This window comes from Brevundimonas sp. M1A4_2e, from assembly GCF_053345555.1.
Map to the genome: position 1 here is coordinate 116,800 of NZ_JBKFAI010000006.1, position 15,772 is coordinate 132,571.

16 protein-coding genes and 1 other RNA gene are annotated in these 15,772 nt (G+C 69.9%); 9 read left to right on the top strand and 8 right to left on the bottom strand.

The genetic code is table 11. The annotated features are described in order from the left end of the window. The first annotated feature begins 21 nt into the window (after positions 1-21). The 3 genes from ACLBV5_RS13045 to ACLBV5_RS13055 are packed head-to-tail and all read left to right on the top strand — an operon-like array spanning position 22 to position 2,902. Positions 22-807 carry a class I SAM-dependent methyltransferase gene (locus tag ACLBV5_RS13045; RefSeq protein WP_278070279.1) on the top strand — a complete coding sequence of 262 codons (786 nt, stop codon included), beginning with the start codon at positions 22-24 and terminating at the stop codon, positions 805-807. Continuing rightward, the gene (ubiB, locus tag ACLBV5_RS13050; protein ID WP_312445197.1) at positions 795-2,378 is read left to right on the top strand and encodes a 2-polyprenylphenol 6-hydroxylase; all 1,584 of its coding nucleotides are present in this window, start codon (positions 795-797) and stop codon (positions 2,376-2,378) included. Before ACLBV5_RS13045 ends, ubiB begins: the two co-directional genes overlap by 13 nt. Before the next feature lie 20 nt (positions 2,379-2,398). Continuing rightward, complete coding sequence (locus ACLBV5_RS13055) at positions 2,399-2,902, top strand: hypothetical protein (protein WP_447605923.1); 504 nt, start codon at positions 2,399-2,401, stop codon at positions 2,900-2,902. Here the strand turns inward: ACLBV5_RS13055 and arfB are convergent, their stop codons facing one another. The 6 genes from arfB to ACLBV5_RS13085 all read right to left on the bottom strand — a co-directional run bounded on the left by arfB (position 2,903) and on the right by ACLBV5_RS13085 (position 7,784). Then, positions 2,903-3,304: an alternative ribosome rescue aminoacyl-tRNA hydrolase ArfB gene (gene arfB, locus ACLBV5_RS13060; RefSeq protein WP_447605924.1), complete on the bottom strand. Its 402-nt coding sequence runs from the start codon at positions 3,302-3,304 to the stop codon at positions 2,903-2,905. It lies immediately after the preceding gene. Next, on the bottom strand, positions 3,301-3,771 hold the full coding sequence (locus ACLBV5_RS13065) for a YaiI/YqxD family protein (protein ID WP_447605925.1): 471 nt from the start codon (positions 3,769-3,771) through the stop codon (positions 3,301-3,303). Before ACLBV5_RS13065 ends, arfB begins: the two co-directional genes overlap by 4 nt. Positions 3,772-4,000: 229 nt before the next feature. Next, complete coding sequence (gene thrS / locus ACLBV5_RS13070) at positions 4,001-5,941, bottom strand: threonine--tRNA ligase (RefSeq protein WP_447605926.1); 1,941 nt, start codon at positions 5,939-5,941, stop codon at positions 4,001-4,003. Then, the gene (yidD, locus tag ACLBV5_RS13075; RefSeq protein ID WP_024355105.1) at positions 5,938-6,186 is read right to left on the bottom strand and encodes a membrane protein insertion efficiency factor YidD; all 249 of its coding nucleotides are present in this window, start codon (positions 6,184-6,186) and stop codon (positions 5,938-5,940) included. Before yidD ends, thrS begins: the two co-directional genes overlap by 4 nt. 80 nt (positions 6,187-6,266) lie before the next feature. Next, positions 6,267-6,737, bottom strand: coding sequence for an iron-sulfur cluster assembly scaffold protein (locus ACLBV5_RS13080; RefSeq protein WP_447605927.1), 471 nt, complete (start codon positions 6,735-6,737; stop codon positions 6,267-6,269). Between the two features lie 243 nt (positions 6,738-6,980). After that, the gene (locus ACLBV5_RS13085) at positions 6,981-7,784 is read right to left on the bottom strand and encodes a tetratricopeptide repeat protein (protein WP_278070285.1); all 804 of its coding nucleotides are present in this window, start codon (positions 7,782-7,784) and stop codon (positions 6,981-6,983) included. Positions 7,785-7,872: 88 nt separating this feature from the next. On the opposite strand from ACLBV5_RS13085, the gene ACLBV5_RS13090 reads away from it, so the two are divergent. Continuing rightward, positions 7,873-9,255 (top strand): leucyl aminopeptidase family protein, encoded by a 1,383-nt coding sequence (locus ACLBV5_RS13090; protein ID WP_447605928.1) that lies wholly within the window; start codon positions 7,873-7,875, stop codon positions 9,253-9,255. Between the two features lie 80 nt (positions 9,256-9,335). Next, positions 9,336-10,136: a C40 family peptidase gene (locus tag ACLBV5_RS13095; RefSeq protein WP_447605929.1), complete on the top strand. Its 801-nt coding sequence runs from the start codon at positions 9,336-9,338 to the stop codon at positions 10,134-10,136. A 74-nt stretch (positions 10,137-10,210) separates the two neighbouring features. On the opposite strand, the gene ACLBV5_RS13100 is transcribed toward ACLBV5_RS13095, so the two are convergent. Beyond that, positions 10,211-10,909, bottom strand: a complete 699-nt coding sequence (locus ACLBV5_RS13100; protein ID WP_025976118.1) for a c-type cytochrome — start codon at positions 10,907-10,909, stop codon at positions 10,211-10,213. Between the two features lie 148 nt (positions 10,910-11,057). Here ACLBV5_RS13100 and ACLBV5_RS13105 point away from each other — a divergent pair, with 148 nt between their 5' ends. Next, on the top strand, positions 11,058-11,780 hold the full coding sequence (locus ACLBV5_RS13105; RefSeq protein ID WP_025976119.1) for a 3-deoxy-manno-octulosonate cytidylyltransferase: 723 nt from the start codon (positions 11,058-11,060) through the stop codon (positions 11,778-11,780). A gap of 178 nt (positions 11,781-11,958) precedes the next feature. Here ACLBV5_RS13105 and nudC read toward each other — a convergent pair whose 3' ends face one another. Continuing rightward, entirely contained in the window at positions 11,959-12,876 is a 918-nt protein-coding gene (gene nudC, locus ACLBV5_RS13110; RefSeq protein WP_303683865.1) for an NAD(+) diphosphatase, read from the bottom strand. Positions 12,877-12,947: 71 nt separating this feature from the next. On the opposite strand from nudC, the gene ffs reads away from it, so the two are divergent. From ffs to ACLBV5_RS13125, 3 genes are all read left to right on the top strand, one after another. After that, positions 12,948-13,041, top strand: an RNA gene (ffs, locus tag ACLBV5_RS13115) — signal recognition particle sRNA small type. A 319-nt stretch (positions 13,042-13,360) separates the two neighbouring features. Then, a complete protein-coding gene (locus ACLBV5_RS13120) occupies positions 13,361-13,750 on the top strand; it encodes a DUF3597 domain-containing protein (protein WP_025976121.1) in 390 nt (129 codons plus the stop codon). Between the two features lie 57 nt (positions 13,751-13,807). After that, positions 13,808-15,670: a DNA polymerase III subunit gamma/tau gene (locus tag ACLBV5_RS13125; RefSeq protein ID WP_447605930.1), complete on the top strand. Its 1,863-nt coding sequence runs from the start codon at positions 13,808-13,810 to the stop codon at positions 15,668-15,670. Positions 15,671-15,772 lie beyond the last annotated feature (102 nt).

Below are 15,772 nucleotides of genomic sequence, written 5' to 3' on the forward strand. Positions count from 1 at the left end.
GGAGGCGTTACACCCGCATCCATGACCCAGGCCGATCCCTCCTCCGACGCTTCCGGCAAGACCTCCTCCTTCGGCTTCCGCGACGTGGACGCCAAGGAAAAGGTGCAGATGGTGCGCGGCGTGTTCAACTCCGTCGCCTCCAACTACGACCTGATGAACGACCTGATGAGCGCGGGCGTGCACCGCATCTGGAAGGACGCCACGGCGGCCAAGCTGAACGTCAGGCCAGGCGAGGTGGTGCTGGACATGGCCGGCGGCACCGGCGACATGGCCCGCCGCTATTCGAAGATGGCCCGCGCGGCGCAGGACCGGCGCGGCGGCGAGGACGCCACCGTCATCGTCATGGACTACAACGCCGAGATGATCCTGAACGGCGTGGCCAAGGGCGGCGAGCCCGAGATGGCCTGGGGCGTCGGCGACGCCATGCACCTGCCGCTGCCGGACGCCTGTCTGGACGCCTATTCGATCAGCTTCGGCATCCGCAATGTGGCCGACATTTCGCAGGCGTTGCGCGAGGCGCGCCGCGCATTGAAGCCGGGCGGCCGCTTCATCTGCCTGGAGTTCTCGCGCCCGACGACCGGCGCGCTGAGGAAGGCCTATGACGCCTGGTCCTTCCACGCCATTCCGCGCATCGGCCAGCTGGTCGCCAAGGACCGCGACAGCTATCAGTACCTGGTCGAGAGCATCCGCCGCTTCCCCGATCAGCAGACCTTCAAGCGGATGATCGAGGAGGCGGGCTTCAGCCGCGTCAGCGTCACCAACCTGTCGGGCGGGATCGCCGCCATCCACCACGGGTGGGCGATCTGAGCCGGCTGACCTTCAACGCCCCGCCGCCCAAGCCCGAGGCGCAGCCCGTCCGCCATCCGGTCGGCGCCGCCCTGCGCATGATTCGCTGGGGCTGGGTGCTGGCGCGCCATGACGCCCTGATCCCGCGCGAGGCCAACCCGCTGCTGCCCGCCTGGGGCCGCCCCTTCGCGCAACTGATTCAGATGCTCGCCAGCCGCAGGCATCGCGCCGGGCGGCCCGGCCAGCGCGTCGGCGAGGCCTTCGAGCACCTCGGCCCCGTCGCCATCAAGCTGGGCCAGGTGCTGGCCACCCGCGCCGACATCTTCGGCCTGCAGTTCGCCCAGGACCTGGGCCGGCTGAAGGACAAGCTGCCGCCCTTCCCGCTGGAGGAGGCCAAGCGCGAGATCGAACGCTCGCTGGGCCGTCCGGTCGAAAGCCTGTTCATTGATCTGAGCGAACCGATGGGCGCCGCGTCGCTGGCGCAGGCGCATCCGGCCTGGCTGGCGGACGGGCGCAAGGTGGCGGTCAAGGTCTTGCGCCCCGGCGTGGAGCGCCGCGTGGCTCAGGGGCTGGACGCCATGCGTCTGGGGGCCAAGCTGGTCGACCGCTTCGTCGAGCCCGCCCGTCGGCTGGAGCCGCGGGCCTTCGTCGAGATCATCGCCCAGTCCTTGCAGCTGGAGCTGGACATGCGGCTGGAGGCGGCGGCCGCCTCCGAACTGGCCGAGGTCATGGCCAAGGACGGCTATATGTCCGCGCCCGCCGTCGTCTGGGACGGGGTGGGCAAGCGGGTGCTGACCCTGGAATGGGCGTCCGGCCTGCCGATGACGGACCCGGCGCTGGTCCAACTGCCGGGCCTCGACAAGGACGCCCTGGCCGACAAGGTGGTGCGCGCCTTCCTGGTTCAGGCGCTGGATCACGGCGTCTTCCACGCCGACCTGCACGAGGGCAATCTGTTCGCCGACGCGCCCGCGCAACTGACGGCCATCGACTTCGGCATCGTCGGGCGGCTGGGACCGGCCGAGCGCCGCTACCTTGCCGAGATCCTGTGGGGCTTCATCAGCCGCGACTACGATCGCATCAGCCGGGTCCACTTCGAGGCCGGTTATGTCCCGCCCCACCATTCGGTCGACACCTTCGCCCAGGCCCTGCGCGCGGTGGGCGAGCCGGTGATCGGCCGCCAGGCCAGCCAGGTGTCGATGGGCCGCCTGCTGGGCCAGCTGTTCGAGATCACCGCCCTGTTCGACATGCATATGCGTCCCGAACTGGTGCTGCTGCAGAAGACCATGGTCTCGGTCGAGGGGGTGGCGCGCCGCCTCAATCCCGATCACGACCTGTGGGAGGCCGCCAAGCCGGTGGTCGAGCGCTGGATCCGCCGCGAGCTGGGGCCGGCGAACCAGGCCAAGGAAGCGATGGACGAGGCCGTGGCCGCGCTGAAGGCGCTGTCGCGCCTGGTGCAGAACCCGCCGCCGTCTCAGACGTTGGTGATCGAGAAGGCCGGAACGCGGCCCTGGGTGGTCGCCGCCGTCACCGTCGCCGTATGCGCGTCGGCGGCCGCCTTGGTGCTGACGCTTTGGCCGATGATCGTCGCCTGACGTTTCTTCGGAGCCTGCGCATGAAGACCCTTTCTCTGACCACCGCCCTGATGGGCGCGACCCTGCTGGCCGCCCCGGCGCTGGCGCAACAGGCCCCTGCACAGCCCGCGACTGGCCCCGCGACTGGCTCGGGCGCCGCAGCGGCCACCCTGCCGCACGCCTTCGAGGGCGGCGCCGCTCCGGCTCGCCCGCAGGCCGTTCCGACTGCGCCGACGACGGCGATCGCGCCTGACATCGCCCGCTCAGAAGAGGCCTTGCGCGCCGTGATCGCCGCCATGCAGGCCGGTCAGATCGACTACACGGTGTTCACCCCTGACATGGCCGAACAGATTCGCGCCCAGTCGGGACAGGTCGCGCCGCTGCTCCAACAGTTCGGCCCGCTGAAGTCCATCTCGCACCTGGATCAGCAGAACGGCGCCGACGTGTTCCGCGTCATATTCGAAAAGCAGGCCACCGACTGGGTCATCGGCTTCGACGAGGAAGACCTGATCGCCGCCCTGCTGTTTCGCCCGGCTGCGGACTGATCAGTCCAGCGACGGCTTGCCGCGTCCGCTCTTGATCGAGGACCGGCTGGACTTGGCCTTCAGCCGTCGCTCTTTGGACGCCCGCGTCGGGCGGGTCGGTACGCGATAGACCGGCTTGATCGAGGCCTCGGCGACCAGGGCCTCCAGCCGCTCGATGGCGTCGGCCTTGTTGCGCTCCTGGCTGCGGAAGCGCACCGCGCTGATGACGATCACCCCGTCCAGTGTCAGGCGGCTGCCCGCCAACTTCATCAGCCGCGCCTTCACCGGCTCGGTCAGGCTGGGCGAGTTCTTGACGTCGAACCGCATCTGCACGGCGGTGGAGACCTTGTTGACGTTCTGGCCGCCCGGACCGCCGGCGCGGAAGAAGCGGAACTCCAGCTCCTCCTCGGGAATGCGGCTCATGACGCCTCTCTTGACGCCTCTCTGCGCGCCCGCACCACGGCGGCGTCCAGCGCCTGAAGGAAGCGCGAGCGGTCGGCGGCCGAGAAGGGCGGCGGCCCGCTGGTCGGCACGCCCATGGAGCGCAGGTGCTCGCCGATCATCCGCCCGGCCAGGGCCGAGCCGATGGAGTCGGCCGTGAACGGCTGGCCGTTCGATTTCAGCGCCTGGGCGCCCGATTTCAGGCAGCGGTCGGCCAGGGGGATGTCGGCGGTGATGACGATGTCGCCGCGCCCGGCGCGCTCGGCGATCCAGTCGTCGGCGATGTCCGGCCCGGCGTCGACGACCACCTGTTCGATCAGCGGCTCGCGCGGCGTGTTGATCCAGGCGTTGGACACCACGAAGACCTTCAGGCCGCAGCGGCGGGCCACGCGATAGACCTCCTCCTTCACGGGGCAGGCGTCGGCGTCGATGTAGAGGGTGGTGGCCATGGAAGGCTTATGGCCCGGCTCGGCGCGAGGGAGAAGACCGCCTGATGCTGGGTCGCGGTCAGAAGGCTCCGCCTTCTCGACCCGACGCGACTTTCTCCTCCCCATGCAATGGGGAGGTGGATCGGCGGCGCAGCCGCCGAGACGGAGGGGCTGCTTGGCTCTGCCCTCGCAAGGCCCCTCCACCGCTAGGCGGTCCCCCTCCCCACTGGGTGGGGAGGAGAAAGCATGGTCAGCCTTGGCCGTCGCGCAGGCGCTTCAGGTCGGGCGCCAGGGCCTCGTCCGTCAGCAGGGCGATGGCTTCCTCGACCGTGACGATGGTCTGGGCCTGGGAGCCGAAGCGGCGGATGGCGACCTTGCCTTCCTCGGCCTCCTTGCGGCCGACCACGGCGATGGCGGGCACCTTGGCGACCGAGTGTTCGCGGATCTTGTAGTTGATCTTCTCGTTGCGCAGGTCGATCTCGGTGCGCAGACCCGCTGCGCGGAACTTGGCCAGAACCTCTTCGGCATAGCCGTCGGCGTCAGACGTGATGGTCGCCACCACGGCCTGCGTCGGCGCCAGCCACAGCGGGAAGGCCCCGGCGTAGTTCTCGATCATGATGCCGATGAAGCGCTCGAACGACCCCAGGATCGCCCGGTGCAGCATGACCGGGCGGTGCTTCTGGCCGTCCTCGGCGATGTAGGTCGCGTCCAGACGTTCCGGCAGCACATAGTCCAGCTGGATCGTGCCGCAGGTCCATTCGCGGCCGATGGCGTCCTTGACAATGAAGTCCAGCTTGGGCGCATAGAAGGCGCCGTCGCCCTCGGTGATGACCGGCTCGGACCCGGCGGCGCGGGCGGCCTCCAGCATCTGGGCCTCGGCCTTGTCCCAGAAGGCGTCGTCGCCGGCGCGCTGCTCAGGACGGGTGCCCAGGCTGATGTATTTGGTCTCCATGCCCAGGTCGGCGTGGACGCTGCGGCACAGCTTGATGAACTCGGCCGTCTCCTCGACGATCTGGTCCTCGCGGCAGAAGATGTGGGCGTCGTCCTGAGTGAAGCCGCGCACCCGCATCAGGCCGTGCAGCGAGCCCGAGGGCTCATAGCGGTGGCAGGCGCCGAACTCGGCCATGCGCAGCGGCAGTTCGCGATAGGACCGCTGGCCCTGATCGAAGATCTGCACGTGGCCGGGGCAGTTCATCGGCTTGAGGGAAAGGGTCTCGCCTTCGACCGTTTCGCAGACGAACATATTGGGGCGATACTTGTCCCAGTGGCCCGAGGCCTCCCAGAACTTGCGGTCCAGCACCTGGGGCGTCTTGACCTCGACATAGCCCGCGGCGTCCAGACGGCGGCGTATATAGGCCTCCAGCACGCGCCACAGCACCCAGCCCTTAGGGTGCCAGAAGACCATGCCCCGGCCCTCTTCCTGCATGTGGAAGAGCTCCATGGCGCGGCCCAGCTTGCGGTGGTCGCGCTTCTCGGCCTCCTCGATGCGCAGCAGATAGGCGTCCAGGTCCTCCTTGCTTGCCCAGGCCGTGCCGTAGATGCGCTGAAGCTGGGCGCGGCTGGAATCGCCGCGCCAATAGGCGCCGGCCAGCTTGGTGAGCTTGAAGGCCTTGCCGACGAACTTGGTCGTCGGGAAGTGCGGACCCCGGCACAGGTCGGCCCATTCGCCCTGTTTGTAGACGGTGATCGTCTCGCTCTCGGGCAGGTCGCGGATCAGCTCGGCCTTATAGGTCTCGCCGACGCCCTCGAAGTGGGCGATGGCGGTGTCGCGGTCCCAGACCTGACGCTCCAGCGGGGCGCCCCGGTCGATGATCTCGGCCATCTTCTTCTCGATCTTCGGGAAGTCGTCGGTCGAGAAGGGCTCGTCGCGGGCGAAGTCGTAATAGAAGCCGTCCTCGATGGCCGGGCCGATGGTGACCTGCGTGCCGGGGAACAGCTCCTGCACCGCCTGGGCCAGAACGTGGGCGGCGTCGTGGCGGATGGTCTCCAGCGCCTCGGGATCGTCGCGCATCAGCAGGCGGAAGTCGCCGTTCCCGTCGATGACCCGGTCCAGGTCGCGCTGCTCGCCGTTCCAGACGACCAGGGCCGCCTTCTTGGCCAGCGAGGGCGAGATGGCGGCGGCCACGTCGCGGCCCGTCGAGCCGGCCGGATACTGACGCACGGCGCCGTCGGGGAATTTCAGTTCGATCATGACGGTCGTTCTTTTTCGGTCTTGGCGGGCGGAACGGGATCATAGCCCGAACCGCCGAAGGGATGGCATTTACAGAGGCGCCGCACGGTGAGCCATCCCCCCCGCACCGGACCGTGCCGGATCAGGGCGTCGCGCCCGTAATCCGAACAGGTCGGCATGAACCGGCACTGCTGGCCGATCAGGGGGGACAGCGTCAGCTTATAGCCCCGATGGGCCGCGCGGACGCTGCGTTCGTAGAGAGACATCTGTCCCTTCGCCGGGGGCTCTGTTTCGGGTTCGTCGCGCTTATCCCTCTTCACGGCAGGGGGATCAACCGACGCGCCGTTCAGGCCGCGCCGGCGAGACGAGTTCGCGTATCGCTGTGGTGTTTGGCCAACGCCTGCTTGACGGCGTCCAGCGTCGCCTCCAGCGCCACCATGGTCGAGGCGTGGCGCGCTGGATAGTCGGCGACCTGCTTCAGCACCCGCAAACCTTCAAAGCGGCCCTCAGGGCCGTCGCCGCCGGATTTCAGCATGGCGGACATGGCGTCGCGCGCGGCTTCGATCTCCTGAACCGAGGCGCCGAGGACGTTTTCCCCGACCACGCCCGCCGCCGCCTGGCCCAGGGCGCAGGCCTTGACCGTCTGGGCGAAGTGGCTGACGCGGCCGTCGGCGTCCAGCGCCACGTCGATGATCGCCTTCGACCCGCACAGCTTGGCGACCCGCTCGGCCGAGCCTTCGGGCGCAGGCAGGCGCCCGCTGTGCGGCAGGTTGGCCGCCAGCGACAGGATGCGCGCGCTGTAAAGGTCGTCGATCACGGGATGAAGATAGGCGTTTGGAGGCGGAAGGTGAAGAGAGGCTGCGAACGCGACGCCTCTCCCTCCCCGTCCCGGGGAGGGTGGCTGAGCCTGAAAGGCGAAGCCGGGTGGGGGCGGCAAGGCTATTTAGGCGCTGAGGCCGGGATCGCGTCGAGTTTCGTATCACCAGGCCCTCCCCACCCGGTCTCCGCTTTGCTCCGACCACCCTCCCCGGGACGGGGAGGGAGAGGCGTCGAGCGCGTCCTACCCGCCCTGCAACGACGACCACGTCCGCGCCGTGGGCGAAGTCTCCGCGCTCGCCGCCGCGCCCCCCTGCATCCGCGCGGCCAGCCAGCGCAGGTTCTGGTCCGCCGCCTCGGGCGGCAGGTCGCGGCGCAGGATGGCCTCGGCCTCGGCGGTCTTGCCCTGCAGCCCCAACGCCAGGGCCAGGTTCTGGCGCACCTGCAGGCCGGCGCCCGGCTGGGCGGCGGCGCGGCGCAACAGGATCTCGGCCGACGGCGCGTCGCCCTCGCCGATGCGGGCGATGGCGGCGTTGGTCAGGACGTCGGCGTTGTCGGGCGACAGGCGCAGGGCCTCGGCCCAGGCGGCCTTGGCGTCGTCGGGGCGGCGCACCTGCTGATAGGCCACGCCCAGCAGCGACAGCGGGCGCCAATCGCGCGGCGCGGCGGCCTTGGCCTGTTCCAGCGCGGCGATGCCGTAGAAGGCCTGGCCGCGCGCGATGTGGGCGCGCCCGACCTCCAGCATGGCCTCGACATTGCCGGGCTGGACGACCAGCACCCCTTCCGCCGTCTCGGCGGCCTGATCGAACTGACCGAGTTCGCGCAGGGCTTGGGCCAGCTTGACCCCGGCGACCGGGTCCATCGGGTTGAGCTGCTGCTCCTGGGTCCAGAACACCGAGCGGCTGAGGGCGTCGGCGCGGTCATAGCCCGCGCGCGTGGCGGCGTCGGCGGGCGCGCGGGCTGCGGGCGCAGTCTGGCTCAGGGCCGGGGCGGCGAGGGCCAGAAGCGTCAGGCTGACGGTTGCGACGAGGGCGGCGTTGCGCGACATGGAAGGGTCCGTGGCGGTTCAGCCCCTAGGGTCGCGCCGACGGGTCAAGGTTTGGTTAATCGACGTTAAGCGTCGGAAAGGTCCCCCTATGTCCCCTCAGTCCGAACTGCTGATCGCCGCCGCCGAGGCCGCGCGCCCGGTCCGCATCGTGAAGTCTGGCGCGGCGCTGGAGGGACGGATCGCCGCCTGGGCCGAGGCCAATGGCTTCACCGGCAAGGCGGGGCAGCTGCTGGTCGTGCCGGGTGCCGACGGCGCGCCGGAGCAGGCCCTGTTCGGCGCGGGCGAGGCATTCGACCCCATGAACGCGCGCGGCCTGCCGACGCGCCTGCCTGCGGGCGACTGGCGACTGGAGGGCGTCGAGGGCGAGGCGGCGCGTTCGGCCGCTCTGGCCTTTGCGCTGGGGGGCTATCTGTTTGACCGTTACAAGGCCCGACCGGAGCGCGGCCGCGCCCGCTTGGTCGCGCCGGACGGTCTTGATATGGCGGCCACGCTGAACATCGCGGCCGCCTGCGCCCTGACCCGCGAGATGGTCGACACCCCCGCCGCCGACATGGGGCCGCTGCAGCTTGAAACCATTGCGCGCGAGATCGCCGAGGCGGCGGGCGCGAGCCTGACCGTCACGATCGGCGACGCCCTGCTCGAAGACAACTATCCGGCCGTCCACGCCGTCGGCCGCGCCGCCGCCCCGCACCGCGCGCCGCGGGTGCTGGAGATCGGCTGGAACCTGGACCGGGCGGACCTGCCGCTGGTGGCCCTGGTCGGCAAGGGGGTGGTGTTCGACACCGGCGGCCTGGACCTCAAGCCCGCCGCCGGGATGCGCAATATGAAGAAGGACATGGGCGGCGCCGCCCACGCCCTGGCGCTGGGCCGCCTGATCATGCAGGCCGAGCTGCCGGTGCGTCTGGTGGTGCTGGTCGCGGCGGTCGAGAACGCCGTGTCGGCCGACGCCTTCCGGCCGGGCGACATCCTGAACAGCCGCAAGGGCCTGACCATCGAGATCGGCAACACCGACGCGGAAGGGCGGCTGATCCTGGCCGACGTGCTGACGCGGGCGGGCGAGCACCAGCCGGACCTGACGCTGGACTTCGCCACCCTGACCGGCGCGGCGCGCATCGCGCTCGGTCCCGAACTGCCGCCGCTCTACACCGACGACGACGCCCTGGCCGAGGGCCTGCTGAGCGCGGGCCGGGCCGTGGGCGACCCCCTGTGGCGGATGCCTTTGTGGGCGGGCTATCGCGCCTCGCTGGACAGCGAGATCGCCGACGTGCGCAACGATTCCGCCGCCTGGGCCCAGGCCGGGTCGGTGACGGCGGCCCTGTTCCTGCAGAAGTTCGCCCCGACGGCGGGAAGCTGGGCGCACATGGACGTCTTCGCCTGGAATCCGCGCGCCCGACCCGGCTGGCCCGAAGGCGGGGAGGCGCAGGCGATCCGCGCCTGCTTCCGCTACCTCAGCGACAAATTCGTCAAATAGCCAAGGCTGTTAACGCCCCCTTTGGGATCGACGCCTAGGGTCGGGGGTTCGATTTGTACGAGCCGTCGAGAGACCGCCGCTTGACCGATGTCCTGGCCCTGCTGCCGCCTGGCGCGCCCCTGATCCTGCGGGACGGGGATCGTGTCGTGCTGGCCGAACAGGCGCTGGAAGGTCTGATGCGGGCCGAGGCCTATCGCCCGACCGATCCCTCTCACTGCCGCCTGCCAGTCGCCGATATCGTCGCTGACGACGGACAACGCATCGACCAGCTGCTGTTCGGCGAGGCCTTTGACGTGTTGGAGCGTCGCGAGGACCGCGCCTGGGGCCGGGCGCGGCGGGACGGCGTGGTGGGGTGGGTGTCGCTGGCGGCTCTGGCCTCCGGCGCGCCCCCGGCGACCCGGCGCGTGGCGTCCGTTTCCGCCGCCTTGCCGCTGAACGCCCTGGTCGGCGCAGACGCGCACGGCCTGTCCGAGGCTGATCTCGAATCTGTCGGCGCCTTCGAGCGCGATCTGGTCGCTGTGGCCGAGCGTCTGCTGGGCCGACCTCACGCTCTGGGCGCGCGGTCTTCGGTGGAGACCGACTGTTCCGGGCTGGTGCAGCAGGCTCTGTTCGCCTGCGGCCTGCCCGGCCCGCGCCGTGCTTCAGAGCAGGCCGAAATCGGCCGCGCCGTGCCGCGAAACGGCGTCCGGCGCGGCGATCTGGCGATCTGGCTGTCCTCGGCCGAGGGCGACTGGACCGGCCATTCCGCGCTGATGGTTGACGCTGAGCGCATCATTCATGCGACCGGCGCGCGCGGCGGCGTGGTGATCGAGACCTTGGCCGAGGTCGAGGCGCGCCTGACCGCCGACGGCTTCGCGTCTGCGATCTTCCGTCGGGTCTGAACCCTCCACCTGATCCCTGAAACGAAGAAAGGCGACCCGAGGGCCGCCTTTCCGTCGTCTACTGTCCGTCAGCCTCAGGCTTGCGGCGCCGGGTTCGTCGCTTGAGTCGCGGGGGCGTCGGCCGGGGCCTCTGCCGGAGCCGAACCAGCTTCGGTGGCCGCGGCGCCTTCAGCGGCCGGGGCTTCGCCTTCGGCCGGGGCGGCGGCGCCCGGTTGGCGCGCGGGGTCCGGCGCCGGGATGGCGTAACCGCCCGAGCCTTGCGTGCGCAGCCAGGCGATCAGGTTGATGCGGGTCTGCTCGTCGCGAATGCCGGCGAAGGACATCTTGGTGCCCGGGACATAGCGGCCCGGCGCGTTGATGAAGTGATCCAGCTCGTCGTAGTTCCAGGTCGGAGCCTCGGCCTTATGCTTGGCCATGGCGTCCGAATAGGCGAAGCCGGCGCGGTGCATGACCGGGCCGCCGACCAGGCCGAACAGGTTCGGGCCGATGCCGTCGGCGCCGCCCGAGTTCACGGTGTGACAGGCCTGGCAGCGCGCAAAGGCGGCTTCGCCGGCGGCCAGGTCGGCGGTCGGCAGGACCGTGCCCCAGTCGATCGGCAGGGCGGCTTCAGCCGCGCCCGCGGCCGATTCATCCGGCGCGTCGACGAAGTAGCCCATCTTTTCGGGCTGCTTGGTGTGGTAGACCATGCCCGAAACCTGCTGGACCACCAGGATCGCAAAGGCGGTGCCCAAGCACGCGCCCATAATCTTGTTCCACTTCAGATCGCCGCTCATTCCGCGTCGTCGCATCCCGTCTCTAGATGAGCCCCGCGACCGCAAAGCGGCGCTTAGGCGTATTCTTGCGTGGGCGTCTCTTACACGCTAGCGCGACCTTCGCAACCGGCCCGGACGTTTCCGGGCGTTTTCAAGGCGCTTGGCGACCATGAAACCCCTGATAATGATACCCGCTCGCATGGCCGCCACCCGTTTGCCCGGCAAGCCTCTGGCTGACATCGGCGGCAAGCCCATGATCGTGCGCGCCTGGGAGCAGGCGTCGCTGTCGGGCTTCCGCGTGGCCGTGGCGGCCGGCGATCCCGAGATCGTCGCGGCGGTGCAGGGGGCGGGCGGGGAGGCGGTGCTGACCGATCCGGACCTGCCCAGCGGCTCGGACCGCATCCTGGCGGCGGCCCAGGCGGTCGATCCTGACGGCGCTCATGAGGTGGTCATCAATATCCAGGGCGACATGCCCTTCGCCTCGCCGGGGCTGGCGCAGGCCTGCGCCGAGTTGCTGACGCGCGAATCAGCCTGCGACATCGCCACCCTGGTCGCGGCCGAGGCGGATGTTTCGGATCGGACCAATCCCGACGTGGTCAAGGCGGTCCTGGCCCTGCCGCAAGGCGCGACGACGGGCCGAGCCCTGTATTTCACCCGCTCGACCCTCTACGGCGACGGAGCCGTCTGGCGCCACGTCGGCATCTACGGCTATCGCCGTCAGGCCCTGGCCCGCTTCTGCGCCGCCCCGCCCTCGCCGCTGGAGACGCGCGAGAAGCTGGAGCAGCTGCGCGCCCTGGAGATGGGGCTGCAGATCTGGGCCTCAGTAATCGACGAGGCGCCGCTGTCGGTGGACAATCCGGCGGATCTGGAGGCGGCGCGAGCGTTGGCGTGACTCGTCCTTCTCCCCTTGTGGGAGAAGGTGGCTCGCGCAGCGAGACGGATGAGGGGTGACTACGAGGCGGCGCGAAGATTCGGCTGCCACGTCACACCATCATTTTCCAAGCGCGACGCCGACACCCCTCATCCGAGCGCCTCCGGCGCCCACCTTCTCCCACAAGGGGAGAAGGGCTTTACTCCGCCGCCCAGCTTTCCAGCAGCCGTCGCGCGATGGCGTAGGGCGGCGGGGCGTGGATGGTCGGGTGGGTCTCGTCCAGAACGGCGCGGGCCTCGGCCTTGGTCAGCCAGGCGACAGCCTCCAGTTCGGTCTGGTCGGGGGCGGCCTCGTCGGTCGTGACCTCGGCGATCAGGCCGATCATCAGCTGAGCCGGGAAGGGCCAGGGCTGGCTGGAGTGGTAGCGTACGTCCGACACCGTCAGACCGGCTTCCTCCATCACCTCGCGGGCGCAGGCCTCCTCGATCGCTTCGCCCGGCTCCATGAAGCCCGCCAGAGCCGACATCCGGCCTTCTGGCCAGGCGGCCTGACGGCCCAGCAGGCACAGGGGCTCGGCGCCGCCCTTGTAGATCGGCAGCATGATGACGACGGGGTCGACGCGGGGAAAATGCTCGGTCCCGCAGGCCGGGCAGACGCGCTTCCAGCCGCCGGACGCCTGATCGGTCGCCTTGCCGCAGGCGGCGCAGAAGCCGTGGCGGCGGCGCCAGTCGAACAGGCTCTTGGCCGTGGCGGCGATGCCGGCGTCGGCCTCGGGCAGGACGAGCGCCGCCTCGCGCATCTCGACGAAGCGGCCCAGGCCGCCGGCCGGTCCGCTGGTCGGGTCGATGGAGCCCTCGAACTCGGCGGCGAACACCGGCGCCCCCTTCCACAGTCCCAGGAAGACGTCGCGGTCGCGCGCCAAATCGCGCGCATGGCCCAGCGACAGCCAGACCAGCCGCTCGGCGCCGTCATGCGGTTCGATCAGCGGCCGACCCTCCCACAGGATCATGGCCAGGGCTTCGGGATTGGCCTCCTGTTCGGCCAGCCAGGCGGCATCGTTGCGAAGGTCGCCGGAGCGGTCGAGCGGATTGCCGGAAAAGGCGTGACGGTAGGGCATGGCGCTTCATACTCCCGACCGCCCGCGCAGGGGAGGGCTTGATTCCCGCGCCGTCCGCCGTCATATCCCCTCTCGGAGATCGCGGGCGAAGGCTTCGCCAACCTGGTCAGGGCCGGAAGGCAGCAGCCACAACGAATTCCCCTTCGGGTCGCGGTCTCCACCTTATCTTGGGGCGCTATGTTCGCGCCGCGGGCGCTCACGACTTGAGCGCCATTTTATGCGCTATCGCTCGGCTCGCGGAGCCTCGCTGCTTGAGCGCGCTATCTCCTGCATCTCCGCCGTCATCCTCGGGCTTGACCCGAGGATCGAGTGTTGCGGCGCGTGAGACATCTCCGACAATGCGCAGGCGGTTGGCCCGATCCTCGGGTCAAGCCCGAGGATGACCGCAGAAGAAAGCGCGAGCATTGCCCGTCGTGCAAGCTTCACGGAACCGGGCCGCGCCTCATTCGCTGAAAGGGCTTCATCCCTTTTCCGGAGCAGGCGAATGAGCATTCTCGGCAAGATCCTCGGCGGCGTCTTCAAGAAGAAGGAGGCGACGCCTGCTGCGCCCGCGCCTGAAGCGACGGCCCCGACCCTGGCGCCCGCGCCCACCGCAGCCGCCGTCGCGCCCCAGCCTGCGCCCGAGGTCGATGTCGCCGGCATCCTGGACTTCATGAACGAGCAGCGCGACCAGAAGCTGAACTGGCGCACCTCCATCGTCGACCTGATGAAGCTGGTCGGCCTGGAATCGTCGCTGGCCGAGCGCAAGGAACTGGCCGACGAACTGGGCTACACTGGCGACAAGTCGGACAGCGCCAGCATGAACATCTGGCTGCACAAGCAGGTGATTCAGAAGATCCGCGACAACGGCGGCCAACTGCCCACCGATCTCTGAGCCTCTCTAAGGCGCGAGGGGGTGCGCGACCGCATCCCTTCGCGCTAAGACAGGGCCATGAGCGACGCCGATCACAGTCTCGATGGTCCTCCCTGGGAGGAAGACGCGCCCGAAGTCGAAGAGCGCGACCCCAACACCAGCGACATGTTCGGCGCCCCGCCGCCTGCCGCCGCACCCGAACCGGCGCCTGAACCGAAGGCGGAGCACGCGCCTGTGTCCGATCTTAAAGCTTTCGAGGCGCCGCCCGCCGAGGGCGAGGCCTACACCGTTCTGGCCCGCAAATACCGGCCGCGCGCGTTCGAGGACCTGATCGGCCAGGAGGCGATGGTCCGCACCCTGACCAACGCCTTCGCCACAGGCCGGATCGCCCACGCCTTCATGCTGACCGGGGTGCGGGGCGTCGGCAAGACCACGACCGCGCGCCTGCTGGCCCGCGCGCTCAACAACGAAACCGAGACCATCGACAAGCCGTCCCTGGCGCTGAGCCTCACCGGCCGGCACGACGCCGCCATCATGGCGGGCCAGCACATGGACGTGATGGAGATGGACGCCGCCTCGCACACCGGCGTCAACGACATCCGCGACATCCTCGAAAGCGTCCGCTACGCGCCGGTCGAGGCGCGCTACAAGGTCTATGTGCTGGACGAGGTCCACATGCTGTCGACGCAGGCGTTCAACGCCTTGCTGAAGACGCTGGAGGAGCCGCCGCCGCACGCCAAATTCATCTTCGCCACCACCGAAATCCGCAAGGTGCCGGTGACGATCCTCAGCCGCTGCCAGCGTTTCGACCTGCGCCGGGTCGAGCCGGAGGTTCTGGTCGGCCATCTGGGCCGCGTCGCCGAACGCGAGGGCATGAAGATCGAGCAGGAGGCCCTTGCCCTGATCTCGCGCGCGGCCGAAGGGTCGGTGCGCGACGGCCTGTCGCTGCTGGATCAGGCGCTGGTTCAGGCTGAACGCGGCGCGGTGGTCGAGACGGCCACGGTGCGCGACATGCTGGGCCTGGCCGACCGCACCCAAACCATCGCCCTGTTCGAACAGACGATGGCGGGCAAGACGGCCGAAGCCCTGACGACCTTCCGCACCCTGTATGGCTACGGCGCCGATCCGGTGCAGGTGGCCAACGACCTGCTGGAGCACTGCCACGCGGCGTCGGTCGCCAAGATGCTGGGGCCGAACGCCACGCGCCTGCCCGGCGATCAGGCGCAGAAGCTGGCGGCGCTGGGCGCGGCCATCTCGGCGGGCACCCTGTCGCGGACGTGGCAGATGCTGCTGAAGGCGCTGGACGAGGTGCGTCGCGCGCCCAATCCCGCCGATGCGGTGGAAATGGCCATCGTGCGGCTGGCCTACGCCGCCGACTTGCCCGGGCCGGAAGAGGCGCTGAAGGCGATCCAGTCGGGCGGCGTGCCCGGCGGCGGCGCGGGGCCTCGCGGCGGGGGCTCGGGCGGCGGAGGCGGCGGCGCCTCGGCCATGCTGGCGGCGCGGCCGATGGCGGCGCCCGCCCTCCCGGATCCGCAGACCTTCGAGGCCGTGGTCGCCCTGATCGGCGAGAAGCGGGAGATCACCCTGCAGATGGACGTGGAGCGTTACGTCCGCGTGGTCAGCTTCCGCCCCGGCGCCATCACCTATGAACCGGCCGAGGGCTCGCCCCACGATCTGGCGCGGCGTCTGGCGGGTCGTCTGAAAGAGTGGACCGGCCGCACCTGGCTGATCGCCGCCAACGGCCAGGGCGGCGGCGAGACCCTGATCGAGGTCGAGAAGAAGGCCCGCGCCGCCCGCCGCGCGGCGGTCGAGGCGGACCCCTTCGTGGTGTCGATCATGCAGGCCTTCCCCGGCGCCGAGATCAAGGAGATCGTCACCCTGGCCCCGGCCGTCGAGATGCCCGCCATCCCTGAGGACGGCGAGGCGGGCGACGACGACTGAGTTTCCCCTCCCCACTGCGTGGGGAGGTGGATCGGACGCGGAGCTGCCGAGACGGAGGGGCGTCTGGGTTTCGCCGTCGTTAAGCCCTTCCACCGCTTCGCG

Coding starts and splice junctions, on each gene's coding strand:
- ACLBV5_RS13045 (WP_278070279.1), top strand. CDS start 22: ATGACCCAGGCCGATCCCTCCTCCGACGCTTCCGGCAAGACCTCCTCC.
- ACLBV5_RS13055 (WP_447605923.1), top strand. CDS start 2,399: ATGAAGACCCTTTCTCTGACCACCGCCCTGATGGGCGCGACCCTGCTG.
- arfB (WP_447605924.1), bottom strand. CDS start 3,304: ATGAGCCGCATTCCCGAGGAGGAGCTGGAGTTCCGCTTCTTCCGCGCC.
- ACLBV5_RS13065 (WP_447605925.1), bottom strand. CDS start 3,771: ATGGCCACCACCCTCTACATCGACGCCGACGCCTGCCCCGTGAAGGAG.
- thrS (WP_447605926.1), bottom strand. CDS start 5,941: ATGATCGAACTGAAATTCCCCGACGGCGCCGTGCGTCAGTATCCGGCC.
- yidD (WP_024355105.1), bottom strand. CDS start 6,186: ATGTCTCTCTACGAACGCAGCGTCCGCGCGGCCCATCGGGGCTATAAG.
- ACLBV5_RS13085 (WP_278070285.1), bottom strand. CDS start 7,784: ATGTCGCGCAACGCCGCCCTCGTCGCAACCGTCAGCCTGACGCTTCTG.
- ACLBV5_RS13090 (WP_447605928.1), top strand. CDS start 7,873: ATGTCCCCTCAGTCCGAACTGCTGATCGCCGCCGCCGAGGCCGCGCGC.
- ACLBV5_RS13100 (WP_025976118.1), bottom strand. CDS start 10,909: ATGAGCGGCGATCTGAAGTGGAACAAGATTATGGGCGCGTGCTTGGGC.
- ACLBV5_RS13105 (WP_025976119.1), top strand. CDS start 11,058: ATGAAACCCCTGATAATGATACCCGCTCGCATGGCCGCCACCCGTTTG.
- nudC (WP_303683865.1), bottom strand. CDS start 12,876: ATGCCCTACCGTCACGCCTTTTCCGGCAATCCGCTCGACCGCTCCGGC.
- ACLBV5_RS13120 (WP_025976121.1), top strand. CDS start 13,361: ATGAGCATTCTCGGCAAGATCCTCGGCGGCGTCTTCAAGAAGAAGGAG.
- ACLBV5_RS13125 (WP_447605930.1), top strand. CDS start 13,808: ATGAGCGACGCCGATCACAGTCTCGATGGTCCTCCCTGGGAGGAAGAC.